The following is a 15074-nucleotide window of genomic DNA, read 5'->3' as shown; positions in this document are numbered from 1 at the left end:
GTAATAATATATTGCATCGTTCGTGTTCGAAGTTAAGAAAATATACATATCCCAGACTTATTTTTCTTCCATACTCAACAATCTCTTTCTAAAAAGCATTTGTAATAGTAACCCTGCAAGCACACCCGGTAGTACGCTTAGTATTGGAAGCCAAATAGGTCCTAATACTACCTCAAATATAGTAAAACTCGATGAGTAAATAGTTCCTATCGTTACAAAATAAGCAGAAAAAACAAATGGTAAAAAGGAATAGGGTTTGTTACCACCGCCAGCATCTCGATAAGCATCCCACATGGCAAAGAAATATAAACAAGGGTAAAACAGAAGCCATTGATAGTCAGCGTGTGCAATAGCTTCTTCTATTTCCCCGTGAAAACTTAAAAAAAGTACAGTGTTTAAATTTCCTAATACATTAACAAAGAACTCTAAAATAATAAGGACGATTCCTTTTATTATCTTTCTATTGAGCAATTGGCCAAATCCAGGTAGTGCGATGCTCCATAATAAAGCTTCAGATGCCTTCAATTGTTTTAACCTTTCTGAAGAAATGAGACAAATTTAATGTGAGTGGTACAACGATATGCTTTTGATTCATTTCTACACCTTCTTTGAATAATTGTCAGTTTAGAGTTTCAACATTACCGGCACGCAGTTCATGCTAATGGGGGAGTCACAGACTATCACAATTTTTTATATGTACTATATTGAGAAGAAAGACAATACTTAGTTTAGCTACATCAATAGTCACTTATCTCTTCTTCTTTTTCCCAATTTTACATATTTTTATACTAATGAAGAACAGAAATCTGTACAGTATTTTTTTGTTACGTTAGCTTAGAAAAATCTATTGTTAATGACAACTAAAAGTTTAGACTCAAGAACAAATAGTTGATTTAGCAAAGGGAATGTATCCGTTATCCTTAATGTATAATTGCATTTAATGATGGAATAGGGGGATTTATTGTTTTATCTTGGGTAACTGTACGTAATACTCTGCAAAGTTCCTAACTAGTAGATTAAAACTTTTGAGACGCTTTTTTCCTTTGCTATAATTAAAGGTGATGATTTTCAATAAGATTAGTTTTGTCGAAATAGAGCATAAATTATAGGTTTTAATGAAATCAGCAGATGAATAAATGCATTTTTTCGCTTATTCGATAAAATAATGACATAATTAAAATAAAACATAAAGCAAGGGTGACGATATGAGACAGTTAGTAGAAGTGAAAATAAATACAAAGTCCGTTAAAACTATTACAAGTGGCTATCCGTTACTTTCAAAAGAAGCTGTGGATATTTCAGAAGTAAACATAGAAGAAGGGAGCATCTTACGCTTAGTGGATCCCGCTGGTAAGTATACCGCAACAGCTTATTACGGTTTGCAAAATAAAGGAATAGGCTGGGTGTTAACACGTAAAGAACAGGAAAAAATCGATACGAAATTTTTTGTTAAAAAGATAAGTGAAGCAGTTGCGAAGCGGAATCGTTTTTATGAAGCAGAAGATACAACTGCCTTCCGTGTGTTTAATGGCGAAGGAGATGGCATCGGCGGATTAATTATTGATTTTTTTAACGGCTTTTATATGGTGAGTTGGTATAGTGAAGGTATCTACTCCTTCCGTCACGATGTATATCAGGCTTTAAGTGAAGTTGTAGAGGTTCGTGGTCTCTATGAAAAATTACGTTTTAATAAAAATGGACAATACTTGGAACAAGATGATTATGTATTAGGTGAAAAAGGAGAATTCCCTTTAATTGTTTGGGAAAACGGGATGAAGTTTGCGGTGGATCTAAATGATGGAGCAATGACAGGTATTTTTCTAGATCAACGCAATGTACGAAAGAGATTACGTGACCACTACTCAAAAGGAAATACTATCCTCAACACATTTTCCTATACAGGTGCATTTTCTGTAGCGGCTGTTCTTGGTGGTGCGACAGGGACAACGAGTGTGGATTTAGCAAAACGTAGCCTGCCAAAAACGATTGAACAATTTGCAGTCAATGAAATTGATTATGAAGCACAAGACATTAAGGTGATGAATGTCTTTGACTATTTTCGTTATGCGGTCCGTCATGATTTGAAATTTGATGTTGTCGTATTAGATCCACCAAGTTTTGCACGAACAAAGAAAATGACATTTAGTACTGCTAAAGATTATCCGAAACTATTAAAAGATACTCTGAAAATCACCAATGATGGTGGAATAATTATTGCATCGACCAATAATGCAAGCTTTAACATGAAAAAGTTTAAATCCTTTATTGAAAAAGCATTTACGGAAACGAATACGCGCTACAAGATTATTGAAGAGCATCAGTTGCCAGAAGATTTCACTGTACCACATAATTATCCGGAATTTAATTATTTGAAAGTGGTATTTATCAAGGTATTGAATTAAAGGCGTTTCTATAAATAAAGTTGCAGAAATGCTTTGTTAATATGGAACGTATTACATAGCATTTCTAGAATTTAAGAATAGTAGCACATACCTGATCTTCAGGTTAGTGCTGCTATTCTTTTTGCGTTTATCACGGTGTAATGTCCATAAAACCCCCATTTATCGAAGTCTCACTTGATTTACTTTAATCTACTCTTCCGATAACCGGAAGGAGTAGTTCCTACAAATTTTTTAAACGTCCGATAAAAATGTGGCGTACTGTCAAATCCACTTATTTCGGCAATATGTGCAACAGGATAATCCGTGTTCCACAATAACTCTTTCGCTTTATAGGTTCTTTTTTTGCTTAAATATACCGTAACGCCAATTCCTGTTATTTCTTTAAAGACTCTACTAAAGTGAGCTGGACTAACATGGGCTTTCTCCGCTAATAGAGTTAGGGATATATTGCGTTGAAGGTTATGATCAATAAATGCAAATATCTCATTCATCCAAAAGCGATTATAATTTTCTTCCATAATTGTTTTATCAATCTGCTCTATACTTAAGCGAGATAAAAAAAGCAATATTTGATGGGTAATTAAGATAGCTGCATGTAAGGACCCTGTTTGTTTTTCACGTAATTCCTTTTCGATAGTATTTAGAAATTGTTCAAAAGTTACTTGCTTCTTTTCTGAAAGAGACATTTTATAATGTTTGTGTTTTTTTATCTTTTCAATAATAGACAAATAAGAAAAATTCTCGTCAATTGGTATCGATTGTATTAAAGCTGGGCTGAAAAAGATGACTGATGAAGTAACTAAATCATCTTGATTTGGCACGGCATGATGAATCGTATCGTTGGGGATCAAAAAGACATCCCCTTTGTTCATATCATAGAGCGTGTTATTAATGAAAAAGGTACCTGTCCCTTTGTGAACATAAATAATTTCATGAAAATCATGGATATGGGTTGGTAATTCATTTTGAGGTTCTTTACTGCCTTTATAAACAAAAGAAAAAGGAAATAAGGAATCAGCATTTTTTTTAATCGTTTTCATAAATATCACCTATCTTTACCATATATCAAAAAACAGTATAAATAAAGCAATAAATGCAATTTTTATTTCAATTTATTTTTGTTAATCTATATTTATACAATATATTTATTTCATTATGAACACACATAGGAGGCATATGTAATTGAAGGCGATTGTTTGTGAAGAACCTAGAGTTTTTAAGATAATAAATAAGGAAAAACCGCAACTTGAAAAGGATAAAGCTATTGTCAACATCAAACGCATTGGGGTTTGTGGAACAGATTTGCATGCGTTTACAGGAAATCAACCATTTTTTGAGTACCCTCGAGTATTAGGGCATGAGCTGGCAGGAGTTATAGAGGCAGTAGGAAAGAATTCTTATGGTTTAGAGCAAGGGGATCAAGTATCCGTTATTCCTTATATGGAATGTGGTGAATGTATTGCCTGTAAAAAAGGACTAACAAATTGTTGTACAAATATGCAAGTGATGGGGGTTCACTTTGATGGTGGGATGGCGGAACAAATCTCTGTTCCATGTGATCATCTCATTAAAACAAAAGAATTAACTTTAGATCAAAGTGCTATTCTAGAACCATTAAGTATCGGTGCACATGCAGTGAGACGATCTGATTTACAAAAAGATGACATTGCTTTAGTGATTGGTGCGGGTCCTATAGGATTAGGAGTAATGCAGGCTGCTAAGCAAAAAGGAGCTAAAGTAATTGCAATGGATATCAATGAAGAACGATTAGCTTTTTCTGAACAATGGGCAGATGTAGACGTTTCGATAAATGTATTAAACGAACCTGTTGAGCAATTGATGAAAATTACGAATGGTGATATGCCAAGCATTGTTTTCGATGCCACTGGAAATAGTAAATCAATGATGGATGCTTTCCAATATCCAGCAAATGGTGGGAAATTAGTATATGTAGGGTTGGTTAAATCTGATATTACCTTTTCTGATCCTTTGTTTCATGCAAAAGAACTTACACTACTGGCAAGCAGAAACGCGACTAGAGAAGATTTTGACTTTGTTATTCAATCGATTGAAAGTGGTTTCATTGATGCAAAGAGCTTTATCACGCATCGATCGAAATTTGATGAACTACCCAATGAATTCGAAAGTTGGTTGAAACCAAAGAATGGTGTTGTGAAAGCGATGATTGAGATATAATCACTAAATAAGCATTAGGATAGCACATTTTATTCTGGAATTAGTTTTAAGATCAATGGAATTCTATAAAATGTTGAGGAGGTAAAGTCATGCGAATTGATGCACATCAGCATTATTGGAAGATAAATAGAGGTGATTATGGATGGATTACGCCAGATATTCCTACGCTATATCGCGATTTTCTGGAGGAAGATTTAATCAAACATCTTAGGAATTCTGGGATTGATAAAACGATTGTAGTTCAAGCAGCTCCTACTATTGAGGAAACGGAATACATTCTTAAACTGAGTGACCATTCAGAATCAATAGTTGGTGTTGTAGGGTGGATTGATATTGATGATCCGTCCTATAAAGAACAGCTCGAGACTTTTCAAAAACATTCAAAATTTGTAGGAATTCGCATTATGATTCAAGATATGCCTGATGAGAATATCATATTAACTGAAAAATACTTGAATGCATTCTCTTATTTTGCAGAAATCGATCTTCCAGTCGACTTGTTAGTTACTTCGAATCAGCTTGATGCTGTCTGCGAATTATTAAAACGTGTAAAAGTACGTGGAGTAATTGATCACATAGCGAAACCAGAAATTGAAAATGGAAGGTTAGAACCTTGGAAAACACAAATGACTGAAATCGCAAGTTATGAAACTATCTATTGTAAACTATCAGGAATGGTGACCGAAGCAAATCATGATAACTGGGATACTAAAGATTTTATCTCTTACGTCCACCATATTGTAAATGTGTTTGGCATTAATCGGATTATGTATGGTAGTGATTGGCCTGTTTGTTTATTAGCCGCTAACTATGATCAAGTCTATCGTTTATTAGATGATACATTACCTGATCATGTTTCTAAAGCAGATAAGGAATTGATTTTTGGACAAAATGCAATCGACTTTTACAAGTTAAATCAATAGAAAAGGAGGAAATATTTTGGAATATAGAAAATTGGGTCAAACAGGATTAGATGTTTCCGTACTTAGTTATGGAGCATCGTCGTTAGGATCTGTTTTTAGGGAAATCAATGAAACGGAAGGGATCAAGACGGTACATACAGCCATTGATCAAGGTATCAATTTGATTGATGTTTCACCATATTACGGTTTAACAAAGGCGGAAACGGTGTTAGGTAAGGCATTAGCTGATGTTCCCCGTGATAAATATTTTCTTTCTACAAAAGCAGGCAGATTTGGTGTAGATGATTTTGACTTCTCTAAGAAAGCAATCACTAAAAGTGTTGATGAAAGTTTACAGAGACTAGGGACGGATTATGTAGATATCTTATATTTGCATGATATCGAATTTGGTTCATATAACCAGGTAATAGAGGAAGGTATACCTGCTTTGGAAGAATTAAAAAAGCAAGGGAAAATTCGTTTTTTGGGTGTATCTGGTTTACCACTTATTATTTTTGAAAAAGTGCTAAAGCAGGTAGATTTAGATGTTATCCTTTCCTATTGTCATTATGCATTAAATGATACATCTCTGCTTTCGTTATTACCTTTATTAGAAGACAGGCAGGTAGGATTAGTGAATGCATCCCCATTATCGATGGGATTATTGAATTCGCGTGACGTTGCGAGCTGGCACCCGGCTGATAAGGAAATACAGCACCTGTGTATGCAAGCAGCCAAATTTTGTGAAGCACAAGGTGAAGATCTTGCTAAATTGGCTATTCAGTATGCAACGCAAAATGAATCGATTCCCACTACACTAGTCAGCACAGCTAGTGTAAACAACATAACGAAAAATATTAAGTGGACCGAAGAACCGATCAATCAGGATATATTAGCAGAAGTTCTGGATATTCTTCAGCTTATTCATAATAAGACCTGGCAAAGTGGGAATGCAGAGTGGAATTACTAGATTAAAAAGCAGTTACATATGGAAGGGAGTACAATTAATTATGCAAGATCTAAACACAGGACTCTGGTACAAACAGCCAGCGAACGATTGGAATGAAGCTTTACCAATCGGAAATGGCAGATTAGGTGGAATGGTTTTCGGTCGTGTTCATAAGGAACGCGTGCAATTAAATGAGGATTCTGTTTGGTACGGGGGACCAAGAGATCGAAATAATCCTGATGCATTGGAGCATTTACCTCAAATTAGAAAATTATTAGCTGATGGAAGATTAAAAGAAGCAGAGGATTTGGCAGCACTCACCTTGACAGGAACACCAGAAACACAGCGCCATTATGAACCGCTGGGTGATCTTCTAATAAATATGAAACATGATGATTCCGATTTATCTAATTATTCGAGAGAATTAGATTTGGATCATGCGATTACGAGAGTGCAATATTCGATAGGAAACACCGGGTTCAAACGAGAGATATTTACGAGCTATCCAGATCAAGTAATGGTGATACGGTTAACCGCCACTAGAGCTAATGCTATCTCATTTCAAACATTGCTAGATCGTGCAGAGGCAAGAAACTACGATGAACTTGATGCATTATCAAACAATTCATTGGTCATGCGAGGAGAAACAGGAGGGAAAGACGGTATTGTCTTTCGAGGTGCTGTTAAAGCAATAGCAGAAAATGGCTCAGTTAAAACACTGGGAAATCATTTAATTGTTGACAAAGCAAATGCTGTAACATTGATTCTCTCAGCAGCTACTTCATATCGCTATGAGGATCCGGAGCAACAATGTTTAAAAACGATTGAAAAAGCATCGGTAAACACTTACCAAGAGTTGCTGCAAAATCATATAGAAGATTACCAGAAGCTATTTAAGAGAGTAACGTTAAATTTAGGTGACGATAACAAAGAAGATGCCGATTTGGCGACAGACGAACGTTTAGATTTAGTGAAAGAAGGTAATGAAGACCTATCCTTAGTAAGCACTTACTTTCAATTCGGACGTTATTTACTGATATCTTCTAGTCGCCCAAATTCGCTACCAGCAACATTACAGGGGATTTGGAATGAACAAATGTTGCCGCCTTGGGATAGTAAATTCACTATTAATATTAACGCGCAGATGAATTATTGGCCAGCAGAAATCTGTAATTTATCTGAATTGCATCATCCACTATTTGAACATATCGAGAAAATAAAAACGAATGGTAAAAAAACGGCTGAAAGTATGTATGGATGTCGTGGTTTTACTGCCCATCACAATACGGATATATGGGGGGACACCGCCCCACAAGACATTTACATGCCTGCGTCAATTTGGCCAATGGGTGCTGCCTGGCTTTGTTTACACTTGTGGGAGCATTTTGAGTTTACACGTGATGTGAAATTTTTGGATGATTCCTATGATACGTTAAAAGAAGCTGCTTTATTTTTTGTTGATTTTTTAATTGAAAATGAAGAGGGATTGTTAATAACAACTCCGTCTGTTTCACCTGAGAATACGTACATTTTACCAAATGGTGAAAAAGGAACCTTATGTGAAGGGCCGTCAATGGATAGTCAGATTATATTTGCTCTTTTTACTAGTTGTATAGAAGCTAGTGAGATTTTAGACATTGATCAGACATTTCGAGAGCAATTGCTCGAATTAAGAGATAAATTACCAAAACCGAAAATAGGAAAGCATGGTCAAATTCAAGAATGGCTAGAAGATTATGATGAAGAAGAACCTGGTCATCGTCATATTTCACACTTGTTTGCTTTGTATCCAGGAAAACAAATGTCACCAAACCATACACCGGAGCTGACTGAAGCAGCAAAAGTGACATTAGAAAGAAGGTTACAATCTGGTGGCGGACATACAGGATGGAGTCGTGCCTGGATTATTAACATGTGGGCCCGTTTACAAGAGGGAGAATTAGCTTATCAGAATATTCTTGAATTGCTAAAGTCTTCAACTCTACCAAATTTATTTGATAATCATCCACCATTTCAGATCGATGGAAATTTTGGTGGCACAGCGGGCATCGCAGAATTGTTGCTACAAAGCCATAATGGAGAGTTACACCTTCTTCCAGCACTGCCTAAGCAATGGACAACAGGAAAAGTCACTGGTCTAAAAGCAAGAGGTGGATTCGAAGTCGACTTGTCTTGGGATAAGGGTGAATTGAAAGAAGCTGTGATTCATTCTTTGGAGGGCGAAAAATGTGTCGTATTATATAATAACGAAAGAAAAGAATTTGAAACGATTGCTGGTCAGACATATCCCCTTACTTTTAGTGAGAATTAATTCTTAAATTAAAAAGTGCTCTGTATTAATAAGTGTGCAGCGACTAACCAATAGCATAAGACCAATTTATTAAAAAGAAGCTGGCTTAATTGTCAGCTTCTTTTGGGTTCATACACTTTTTTTCTGTCAAACTTAATCGTAACCAAACCAATAACCGCAATTATACATAAACTCACCCAAAAACCTGGACGAATACTTTTTTCCATTAAAGTACCTGAAACTGCCGCGAAAAGTAACAGCAAACCTAATATCGCTATTACCTTATTGATAAATTTGATCCCATCTAAAACACGTAACGATGAGATAATAATAAATGCCCAATTGTATAGCAATAAGATCCCAGCAGCAGTTGTGATATACTCGTATATTTTCTCTGGTAGCAATAAAGCGGTAATAATAGAAGCAGATAAACCGATCGTTGCTAGTAATAAAGATGGCAAGGGCAAGTCTTTAAACTTCTTTATTTTGTTGGAAAATATTTTTGGAGCATCTCCATCTTTCGATAAGGATACTAATAGAGTGACAACACCAAATAAAGCCGCTGTCATCGTCGAAAACCCGGCAATTATAATAGCGCCATTAAAGAGATCAGGAAAAATCGACAGGGAATAGTCGGATAATGCTGTTACAAAAGGGCTTTCATTTGGGTCGAATTGATCTACCGACACCATTGTAACAGTTAAACCAAGTGATATAAGATAGATAATGGAAAGTAGGCTTAACATAACTACTCCAGCTTTGGGTGCATCCTCTTTTTTCTTTAATCGGATCGCCATTAATCCAATCACTTCTATTCCTCCAAAAGCATAAAAAGCGTAAATAAGTGAGGCCCAAAATCCACGATAATTACCAGTAAATATTTTTTCTATACTAGTAGGTATTCCTGGTGAAGATTTAGGTCCACCTGATAGGCCTCCTGAAATAGCAACAACAGCGATGATAATAAACATAAGGATGGCAGCAGTTTTAATAATCGCCAAAAAATCTTCAATGCGATCAAAACCTCTGGTTCCAAGTAAAATTACAAGAATAGATAATACGGCATAGATAGTAGCAAACACCCATAGTGGTATATTTGGAAACCATTCTTTCGTTAAGATCGATAAAGCAATTAATTGACTTCCCATGATAAGAATACTTGAACACCAATAATTCCAGCCACAACTAAATCCTGCCCATTTTCCATAAGCCTTTTCTGCATAATAGCAAAATGAACCTTCTTGAGGATCGGCGGCTGTCATTTTTGCTAATAAGTTAAATACAATATACGTGCCAATTGCTGCGAATAGAAAAGAAAGTACAATCGAGGGTCCTGTTAGAGAAATACCAATACTTGAACCTAGAAAGTATCCCGTTCCAATTGTGCATCCGACACCAGTTAGCGCTAGTTGCCACCAGGCCAATTGATTTTTAAAATTGCTCATAAAAATACTCCTTATCCGTTAATTCGCTTAGTATTGGATAAAGAGAAAGATTTCATGTTAAAAACTTTATAATAATTAGGTTTAGAGGCTGCTAGATGTTTAGTACAATGATAATCTTTATAAAGAAAAAGAGGTGAAAATAATTAAGCTTTTCACCTCTAAATGTTTTATAGTATAGAATGTATCATGGCGTAACTGTTCGTAATCCTATCTTAAAAATTAGAGTAATTTAGAACTCCTATTGATAGAAGTTTCACTTTATCTCAATTCAATGTTATATTCTTCTTCTCCTACAACAATTTTTAATGCCAATGCCTTATCTGTTTCATATGCTGCAATTGGTATATTTCTGAAATAGTGCGCCGTTGTTGTAGTTAATGGTTCAGCACTAGAAGCTCCGAATTCATTGCCATCATTCGTCTCAGCGCTTGCAGTTAAATCAAATTCATGTTCATTATCATATACCAAGTAGACTTTGGCATCACCTAAACTATTTCCGAACGAAAAGGAGTCTTTAGTATCATTTAATATAGAAGCAATGACTTGGAAATATATTTCTTTATCTGTAGCGATGATTTCTCTCGAATCTTTAGGGTTATCACCAGTTGGCGTGGCCTTCATTGTAAAGAATGCTTCCTCTAACGTAATTGTTACATCTAGATCTGGATGTTGAATTTCTTTAGGGCTGTCCAATAAATTTACGATCTCAATAGTTTCCTCATTCGTATCTGAAGTATTTGAGGGTTCTAGGATTTCAGCCTCTTCTTGTCCCTCTTCTTCCTCTGCTGTTTCAGAGTCGCTTTCTAACTCTTCGCTGTCGGTAGTTGTCTCTTCGGTATCTTCTGATTGTACATCGTTTTGATCGGTTTCTTCGTTTTGACAAGCAACTAACATAGCTAGAAGAAATAGTAATAATAAGTATATTTTTTTCATATAAATCTCCTTTATTTCCTTATTTTATATTCGGAAATATATTACAATTATATATCGGATATTGCAATGGGTATTATATGCTAAATTTCTCAAAAAGTAATTTAGATAATAGTCTAAAATAACTATTAAGGGAGATGGTAAATTGTTAGTTGAATTAAAGTTTAAATATTAATTGGACTGCTTGGAAACCAAAGTATATCGCAAAACCAATAAGCGATAGTCCTGTAATAGTAGAAATCAGTTTTAATGTGTTAGTGGAAAACATGTGTCTTGAGGAACTGGAAACAAGCGCCATTGTAACATCCCAGATCATAACGCCAATTAAAATGGCAGCTCCGTACCAAAAGAGGTGCAGGTGATCATATTTATCAATGGTATTAGCTAAAACGGATCCATAAATGCCTAACCAAAATAAAATAGAAAGGGGATTACTTATCGTAATAAGAAAGCCAGAACGGAATGTTTTTGACAATGAATCTTTGGTTCTTTCTTCGATACTGTCTACTGTTTTAGTGGACAGCATACTTTCTATTCCGGTGTAAAGTAAAACAAAGGCGCCAAACGACCATAAGAACGTCTTCATAAAAGGTGTCTCTAAGAAGTGAACGACTCCAAAAAAAACACCTAATATGAATATGATTTCGCCTAATAGTGACCCGAGTCCGACCATCCAAGAATGTAAGAAACCATTTCTGATACCATGGTTGATTTGTGCAGCATTTATCGGACCTAATGGCGCTGCTAAAGATAAACCTAAGAATACATAACTAAGAAATACGCCCAATCGATTCACTCCTTACGAATAGCTTGTACCATATATTATATTGAGCAAATGAAGAGATATGTCTACGAATCTTTTCTGCTGTATAATACAGATAAACGATTCCAATACTTAGGTAAGGAGGTCGATTGGATGAATGTAAAACTAATCGTAAAATATCGTACACCAAAAGGAGTGGATACTTCTTTTGAGTCTGATTTTTTATCAGTAGAGCATGCTTTAAAAATAGCAGAGGATTTAGATAGATTACAAAGAGCAAAAGAACTCCAATTCATCGATGACCATGAAACAACATGGACAGCGAAAGAACTACAAAAGTTTATAGCAGAAATTGAAACAGAACCCCATGATATAAAGGTATATTTTGACGGTGGATATGATCTAAGCACAAAAGAAGCGGGCCTTGGTTGTTTAGTTTATTATAGCCAAAATGGATCTACCTATCGTCTTCGAAAAAATGCTTTAATTGAAGAGATCGAAACAAATAATGAAGCAGAGTATGCGGCGCTTCATCTCGCAATAAAGGAATTAAAAGAATTAGGTGTGCAACATATGCCTGTCCACTTCTTAGGGGATTCGAAGGTCGTGATCTATCAATTAAGTGGAGAATGGCCGTGTCTAGAAGAATCTTTATCAAACTGGGCAGATCGTATCGAAAAAGAATTGAATCAATTATGCATTATACCTAGCTATCAAACAATCTCTCGCAAAGATAATCGAAAAGCAGACCATTTAGCCTCCCAAGCGTTAAAACATATTGAAATAAATAGTACGAAAAAAATAAACTAGAGAAACACGCTAGTTTATTTTTTTGCCTTAATGTAAAGCGACCTTGACGGTAAAGGTCGCTTTACATTAGAATGGCTATATGGAAAGGTGGACTGTGAATGAAAAATAGGATGAAGCAACTGAGGAAAGAGCAAGGCATCTCACAAGAGAAGATGGCAGATATGTTGGATGTTTCCCGCCAAACAATCATTTCCATTGAACGAGAAAAATATAATCCATCACTACCACTTGCTATTCAAATTGCACGGTGTTTTAACAGTACAGTCGAAGAGGTTTTTATTTTAGAAAAGGAAGATCTTTAGTACAAATGCTAGGAGGTAATACCATGGAAAAACAATATGATCGCAAATTATTTTTCATTTTTGGAATTATGTTTACTTTATTAAGTCTGTTATTTAATTGGGCTACCATTAGTACGGGAGTTTTCCCCGCAGGGCATGATATTATGCTGATTGCCATGACTGTAATGTCCTTCTCTAATGCTTACTTAGCGCCTCAGTTTGTAAAAAACGATGAGAGAACCAAGAAGATAAAAGAAAGAGGCATGTTTTTTAGTTATTTCATTAATTTAGGTTATTTAATCATCCTGATGACTCTTTTACAATTTAAGATCTTGGATGTAACAGCGTATCAAGTAGTTTGTATGATCGCTGCCTTAACAATAATGACGGTCTTTGTTTCATTTGTCGTTTTGTCAAAAAGATACTAGGAGGTTCTATTATATGACTAGTTATTTCTGGGTGATTTTAGTAGTTGTCGGTGCGATTATTAGCTTTTTTATTTCAAAGAAAAATCGTGATAAACATAATGCATTAACCCGAAAAGGTTTTTATCAACTGATCACATTGTTTGTTCTCACCTTTGTAGCAACGATTATAATAGTGGTGTGGACAAATAATTGATTATTTGTAACTTCTTCTTTAAACCAACATCTAATAGGGCAAAAGTATAGAGGAGAGATAAATATGAGTTTTAAGCTTGCAAAATGGATTAGCTTTATCATGGTGATCATCCTACTTAATTTACCTGCAGATAGCGTAGGAGCAGAAGTAGGTTCAGAGGGACTGACCAAAGATATAGTAGAGTTGGAAGAAGATGGCGTAGATCCTAATCATACTCAAGCTAGAGAAAAGGTATTAGATTATATTGATGCAAACGTGTCTGACACATATGCAGGTATGTATATTGATCGAGAAGAAAGGGACCTAGGCGTACTGGTATTTTTATTTACCGAGGAACTCTCGAACCACCATAAAGAACAGATAGAAAGTCTTATAGAAGAACCAGCAGAAGTTTCCTTCAAGCAAGTAGCTTATACTGAACAAGAGTTAATGGAAAAACAAGATAAGATAAATGAAGATGGATTGGAGTATGATGAGTTTAGTATATACAATACCGGCATCGATATCATTAATACAAAGATTGAAATAGGAATTGACCCTTATTCTGAAGGTAATGCTCAAGTATTATATGATAAATATGGCAAAGGTTTAATCAATGTGATCGAAGGCAGTAAAGCATCAACATTAGAATTGCGGCCATTAAACACTGCAGAGGAAAGTAATGTGAAAACTCTTAAGACTGAAGAGGATAACAGTAATGAAGAAGAGTTGAATTTCTTCCAAAAAGTTATAGAATCGATAAAAAGCTGGTTTCAATAAGAGAAAGAAAATCCCGATAAACTTCGGGATTTTCTTTAGTTCTCAGATTAAACTATTGTAAATGATCTATAAAGAAATAAAGATGTTCCAGTGTACTAATGTTTAGATTGCAAACCTCTGAATCCTTACAAATATAATTACCTGTTTTGGAATAGGTTCCTCTAATTCTACCTTTTTTCTCCGAAGTGAAAAGCGAAACTTCCTCTAAACCATTACATATGGAACAAATTCCTTTGTGCTGGGTTGGCTCTAAAACCCCCTGAATGCTCACTAATTTTTCCTCATTAGGTATCAACATATAGGTTTTGTTACTACCTTTATCATACCAACGGAGATAGACGGTTTCTTTCAGGTCGATATTTTCTATATCAGGTGCTTTTAATTTTTTTGCTTTTGGAAAAGCTTTTTCTACTATCGGTTGGCTGATTTTCGGAAAAGGAATCACCTGTTTTTTTAAGGAGAATAGACAAGTTTCCATTTCTTCTTTATCACCGATATGTTGAATCGGTTCGAGTGTATTCTTCTGGTCATCGGTTAGATTTATTAACTCATTATAAATTCTTTCAAGTGCCATCTCTCTAACCGCATCAACGACATTCAAATCTATTGAGCTATCCTTCGCATATATAATCGTTTTTAATTGTTGTTTTATTAAATGAAATTGATGAGGATAAATAAATTCTTGCATCTATGGTACTCCTTCCTTGCTCTCTTTTTCACGGTATA

The 15074-nt window shown here is 35.2% G+C and carries 16 protein-coding genes; 10 read left to right on the top strand and 6 right to left on the bottom strand.

From position 1 onward, the window contains the following. Nucleotides 1-57 precede the first annotated feature (57 nt). Complete coding sequence (locus tag BN3107_RS03385; protein WP_058306234.1) at nucleotides 58-525, bottom strand: hypothetical protein; 468 nt, start codon at nucleotides 523-525, stop codon at nucleotides 58-60. Nucleotides 526-1205: 680 nt separating this feature from the next. Between BN3107_RS03385 and BN3107_RS03380 the strand changes: the two genes are divergently transcribed. Continuing rightward, nucleotides 1206-2402 carry a class I SAM-dependent rRNA methyltransferase gene (locus BN3107_RS03380; RefSeq protein WP_058306233.1) on the top strand — a complete coding sequence of 399 codons (1197 nt, stop codon included), beginning with the start codon at nucleotides 1206-1208 and terminating at the stop codon, nucleotides 2400-2402. Between the two features lie 179 nt (nucleotides 2403-2581). Here the strand turns inward: BN3107_RS03380 and BN3107_RS03375 are convergent, their stop codons facing one another. Beyond that, complete coding sequence (locus BN3107_RS03375) at nucleotides 2582-3442, bottom strand: AraC family transcriptional regulator (protein ID WP_058306232.1); 861 nt, start codon at nucleotides 3440-3442, stop codon at nucleotides 2582-2584. A gap of 142 nt (nucleotides 3443-3584) precedes the next feature. Between BN3107_RS03375 and BN3107_RS03370 the strand changes: the two genes are divergently transcribed. From BN3107_RS03370 to BN3107_RS03355, 4 genes are all read left to right on the top strand, one after another. Continuing rightward, nucleotides 3585-4598, top strand: coding sequence for a zinc-binding alcohol dehydrogenase family protein (locus tag BN3107_RS03370; protein WP_058306231.1), 1014 nt, complete (start codon nucleotides 3585-3587; stop codon nucleotides 4596-4598). A gap of 89 nt (nucleotides 4599-4687) precedes the next feature. After that, entirely contained in the window at nucleotides 4688-5521 is an 834-nt protein-coding gene (locus BN3107_RS03365; RefSeq protein ID WP_058306230.1) for an amidohydrolase family protein, read from the top strand. A gap of 16 nt (nucleotides 5522-5537) precedes the next feature. Next, nucleotides 5538-6470, top strand: a complete 933-nt coding sequence (locus tag BN3107_RS03360; RefSeq protein ID WP_058306229.1) for an aldo/keto reductase — start codon at nucleotides 5538-5540, stop codon at nucleotides 6468-6470. A 40-nt stretch (nucleotides 6471-6510) separates the two neighbouring features. Continuing rightward, nucleotides 6511-8760, top strand: a complete 2250-nt coding sequence (locus BN3107_RS03355) for a glycoside hydrolase family 95 protein (RefSeq protein ID WP_058306228.1) — start codon at nucleotides 6511-6513, stop codon at nucleotides 8758-8760. A 92-nt stretch (nucleotides 8761-8852) separates the two neighbouring features. Here BN3107_RS03355 and BN3107_RS03350 read toward each other — a convergent pair whose 3' ends face one another. The 3 genes from BN3107_RS03350 to BN3107_RS03340 all read right to left on the bottom strand — a co-directional run bounded on the left by BN3107_RS03350 (nucleotide 8853) and on the right by BN3107_RS03340 (nucleotide 11901). After that, nucleotides 8853-10184: an amino acid permease gene (locus BN3107_RS03350; RefSeq protein WP_058306227.1), complete on the bottom strand. Its 1332-nt coding sequence runs from the start codon at nucleotides 10182-10184 to the stop codon at nucleotides 8853-8855. Between the two features lie 258 nt (nucleotides 10185-10442). After that, nucleotides 10443-11117: a hypothetical protein gene (locus tag BN3107_RS03345; RefSeq protein WP_058306226.1), complete on the bottom strand. Its 675-nt coding sequence runs from the start codon at nucleotides 11115-11117 to the stop codon at nucleotides 10443-10445. Nucleotides 11118-11271: 154 nt separating this feature from the next. Beyond that, the gene (locus BN3107_RS03340) at nucleotides 11272-11901 is read right to left on the bottom strand and encodes a LysE family transporter (RefSeq protein ID WP_058306225.1); all 630 of its coding nucleotides are present in this window, start codon (nucleotides 11899-11901) and stop codon (nucleotides 11272-11274) included. A gap of 129 nt (nucleotides 11902-12030) precedes the next feature. Between BN3107_RS03340 and BN3107_RS03335 the strand changes: the two genes are divergently transcribed. From BN3107_RS03335 to BN3107_RS03315, 5 genes are all read left to right on the top strand, one after another. Next, complete coding sequence (locus BN3107_RS03335) at nucleotides 12031-12687, top strand: reverse transcriptase-like protein (protein WP_058306224.1); 657 nt, start codon at nucleotides 12031-12033, stop codon at nucleotides 12685-12687. 98 nt (nucleotides 12688-12785) lie between these two features. After that, nucleotides 12786-12989 carry a helix-turn-helix transcriptional regulator gene (locus BN3107_RS03330; protein ID WP_058306223.1) on the top strand — a complete coding sequence of 68 codons (204 nt, stop codon included), beginning with the start codon at nucleotides 12786-12788 and terminating at the stop codon, nucleotides 12987-12989. 23 nt (nucleotides 12990-13012) lie between these two features. Then, nucleotides 13013-13396 (top strand): hypothetical protein, encoded by a 384-nt coding sequence (locus BN3107_RS03325; protein ID WP_058306222.1) that lies wholly within the window; start codon nucleotides 13013-13015, stop codon nucleotides 13394-13396. 13 nt (nucleotides 13397-13409) lie between these two features. Beyond that, nucleotides 13410-13589: a DUF3976 domain-containing protein gene (locus BN3107_RS03320; RefSeq protein WP_058306221.1), complete on the top strand. Its 180-nt coding sequence runs from the start codon at nucleotides 13410-13412 to the stop codon at nucleotides 13587-13589. 63 nt (nucleotides 13590-13652) lie between these two features. After that, nucleotides 13653-14348, top strand: coding sequence for a hypothetical protein (locus BN3107_RS03315; RefSeq protein WP_058306220.1), 696 nt, complete (start codon nucleotides 13653-13655; stop codon nucleotides 14346-14348). Between the two features lie 52 nt (nucleotides 14349-14400). Here the strand turns inward: BN3107_RS03315 and BN3107_RS03310 are convergent, their stop codons facing one another. After that, a complete protein-coding gene (locus BN3107_RS03310; protein ID WP_058306219.1) occupies nucleotides 14401-15036 on the bottom strand; it encodes a FusB/FusC family EF-G-binding protein in 636 nt (211 codons plus the stop codon). Nucleotides 15037-15074 lie beyond the last annotated feature (38 nt).

The sequence above is a fragment of the Gracilibacillus massiliensis genome (genome assembly GCF_001458115.1).
GTDB lineage: Bacteria > Bacillota > Bacilli > Bacillales > Amphibacillaceae > Gracilibacillus > Gracilibacillus massiliensis.
The sequence above is the reverse complement of the archived record's forward strand: the minus strand, read 5'-3'. Positions and strand labels throughout refer to the sequence as shown.

Coding starts and splice junctions, on each gene's coding strand:
- BN3107_RS03380 (WP_058306233.1), top strand. CDS start 1,206: ATGAGACAGTTAGTAGAAGTGAAAATAAATACAAAGTCCGTTAAAACT.
- BN3107_RS03375 (WP_058306232.1), bottom strand. CDS start 3,442: ATGAAAACGATTAAAAAAAATGCTGATTCCTTATTTCCTTTTTCTTTT.
- BN3107_RS03365 (WP_058306230.1), top strand. CDS start 4,688: ATGCGAATTGATGCACATCAGCATTATTGGAAGATAAATAGAGGTGAT.
- BN3107_RS03355 (WP_058306228.1), top strand. CDS start 6,511: ATGCAAGATCTAAACACAGGACTCTGGTACAAACAGCCAGCGAACGAT.
- BN3107_RS03350 (WP_058306227.1), bottom strand. CDS start 10,184: ATGAGCAATTTTAAAAATCAATTGGCCTGGTGGCAACTAGCGCTAACT.
- BN3107_RS03345 (WP_058306226.1), bottom strand. CDS start 11,117: ATGAAAAAAATATACTTATTATTACTATTTCTTCTAGCTATGTTAGTT.
- BN3107_RS03335 (WP_058306224.1), top strand. CDS start 12,031: ATGAATGTAAAACTAATCGTAAAATATCGTACACCAAAAGGAGTGGAT.
- BN3107_RS03330 (WP_058306223.1), top strand. CDS start 12,786: ATGAAAAATAGGATGAAGCAACTGAGGAAAGAGCAAGGCATCTCACAA.
- BN3107_RS03325 (WP_058306222.1), top strand. CDS start 13,013: ATGGAAAAACAATATGATCGCAAATTATTTTTCATTTTTGGAATTATG.
- BN3107_RS03320 (WP_058306221.1), top strand. CDS start 13,410: ATGACTAGTTATTTCTGGGTGATTTTAGTAGTTGTCGGTGCGATTATT.
- BN3107_RS03315 (WP_058306220.1), top strand. CDS start 13,653: ATGAGTTTTAAGCTTGCAAAATGGATTAGCTTTATCATGGTGATCATC.
- BN3107_RS03310 (WP_058306219.1), bottom strand. CDS start 15,036: ATGCAAGAATTTATTTATCCTCATCAATTTCATTTAATAAAACAACAA.